We start from the raw sequence: 2,161 nt of genomic DNA, 5'->3' as shown, positions 1-2,161 counted from the left end.
CCACTCCCCACTCCCTACTCCCCCTTCCCTATTTTCAAATTGCTAGACCTAATTTCAAACCTAACACGGCATGGAGAAACAGCAGACACAAAGCTGTACTGCCTAAGTAAGCATGGACTGTCCTTAGTGCAGCTTTGTTACCACCAAAACCAGCTAAGGAAATTATGCCATTAGTACCTAATAAAATCACCACAACGGAACCAGTCCAAAAATGAGGACTTTCTAAAATCGGCTGATGCTGCATCACCAAAGATAGTACGCCACCTGTGTAACCCAATGCGATAAATAAAAACATCCAAGGTGCTATTTTACGATGATCGGCTCTACTTTTATTCGCAGCGTCTGTATCTGCCAATACCCGTCCCCGCCATCCTGCTAATCCCACAAAGCTACCCATAAAAAAGACGACAATCCCCATCATCAAGGGATGTCCCCAATGTACAATTGGTGCTGGTGTTCCAAAACTTCGGAATTGCTCGGCAATTGGTTCTAAGATTGGTGTCAATAACTGACTTACATTTTCCATTGATTCTCCAAGATCCTATCTACTACAAATCGTAACCGCTAGCCCTATAAATCTGTCTGAAATTTTAACCAGACAAAGTTCAGCCATCTGACTTAAGCGAATCTTCTATCCGTAGTGCGTTATGCTTTGCTAACGCACCCTTATCTAAGGTAGCTGCGTAAGTCCATAACCAGTAGACATCTCCATAAATTAGGTTTTGGGCTATACAGGGTAAGGGTTTTAGATTCTATTTTGGAGATGTCTAGCGAACATTCTTTTATAGGTTATACCAAATCAGAGAAGGCTACCCCTTTTTCGGTTGGGCGACTTCCAGTCGCGGCTATACTTTTCAAAGACCACCTCCGCGGTCTAATTTATCAAGGGGATATTTGACCCAGATTTGGTATGACCAGAAATAACAGACTTTCTGGACGAAAGGATTATACGATATATCCCGCCAAAATTTCAGACTAATTAATCAAATTACTCTGGCAAACTACTAGGCATTGTATTATTTAATACAATAAGTATTAAACAGACAACAGTTTTAGTTTATTGAGTGGAAAATCTAACGCCTCCCTCTGTTGCAAATACAGTTGAGCAACTCTCCTTGCCAAATTGCGGATTCTGCCAATATAACGGGTTCTCTCCGTAACTGAAATTACCCCCCTAGCGTCAAGTAAGTTAAAAGAGTGAGAACACTTCAAAACATAGTCAAGTGTGGGGGCTACTAGTCCCCGCGCAATCAGTTGTTCTGCTTCTTGTTCGTACAGACTAAATAGGGTAAACAGTAGATCGGGGTTAGATGCCTGAAAGTTGTAGGTACATTGCTCAACTTCTCCTTGAAGATGAACATCCCCGTAAGTAACGCGATCGTTCCACTGGATTTTAGTAAAAGCATCCACATTCTGAAGATACATGACCAATCGCTCCAGTCCGTAGGTAATCTCAATAGAGACAGGACGACAATCAATGCCACCACACTGCTGGAAGTAGGTAAATTGGGTAATTTCCATCCCATCCAGCCAAACTTCCCAACCCACGCCCCACGCACCCAGGGTTGGTGATTCCCAGTTGTCTTCGACAAACCGAATATCGTGATCTTCTGGATGAATGCCCAACGCCTTAAGGGAATCCAGGTAAATCTCCTGAATGTTATTGGGAGACGGCTTAATCAGGACTTGGTACTGATAATAGTGCTGATAGCGGTTGGGATTTTCCCCATAGCGACCATCTGTTGGTCGTCGGCAAGGTTCCACATAAGCGACAGACCAAGGTTCAGGTCCAATCGCTCTTAAAAACGTATGGGGACTCATTGTACCCGCCCCCTTCTCCGTATCGTAGGATTGGGCAATCAGACAACCGCGATCGCCCCAGAATTTGTTTAACGTAGCAATGACTGACTGGAAGTTCACAACAGACCTCTACTCTCTCTCGATCAAAGCGCCTTATTCATTGTGACGCAAATCCCATGCCACAACTAGCTTTGAGCTTTTTTTTAAAAAACTTTTGGAAAAAGCTTGACAATCAAAGAGAGACCAGCTACATTGATAAATGCGCTCGAGAAAGGAAACACCGACCGAGAGCGACCGAACCTAGAAAAATAAAGAGTTTGAAAGCTTCTAAAAGAAGTAAAGTACCTCGTCAAAATTATAA

General features: G+C 43.2%; 3 protein-coding genes. 1 reads left to right on the top strand and 2 read right to left on the bottom strand.

Features of this window, described 5'->3' with window-relative positions:
• Positions 1-34 precede the first annotated feature (34 nt).
• Together NJ959_RS28845 and glyQ are read right to left on the bottom strand one after the other, a co-directional pair.
• The gene (locus NJ959_RS28845; RefSeq protein WP_254015199.1) at positions 35-526 is read right to left on the bottom strand and encodes a DUF4079 domain-containing protein; all 492 of its coding nucleotides are present in this window, start codon (positions 524-526) and stop codon (positions 35-37) included.
• 509 nt (positions 527-1,035) lie between these two features.
• Positions 1,036-1,920: a glycine--tRNA ligase subunit alpha gene (gene glyQ, locus NJ959_RS28840; RefSeq protein WP_254015198.1), complete on the bottom strand. Its 885-nt coding sequence runs from the start codon at positions 1,918-1,920 to the stop codon at positions 1,036-1,038.
• A gap of 56 nt (positions 1,921-1,976) precedes the next feature.
• Between glyQ and NJ959_RS28835 the strand changes: the two genes are divergently transcribed.
• Positions 1,977-2,161, top strand: a 185-nt coding sequence (locus tag NJ959_RS28835; RefSeq protein ID WP_254015197.1) for a hypothetical protein, incomplete at its 3' end; no start/stop codon positions are given.

The sequence above is a fragment of the Limnofasciculus baicalensis BBK-W-15 genome (genome assembly GCF_024178385.1).
In the GTDB taxonomy this organism is placed as follows: Bacteria; Cyanobacteriota; Cyanobacteriia; order Cyanobacteriales; family Coleofasciculaceae; genus Limnofasciculus; species Limnofasciculus baicalensis.
This window is presented reverse-complemented; position numbering and strand designations above follow the sequence as displayed.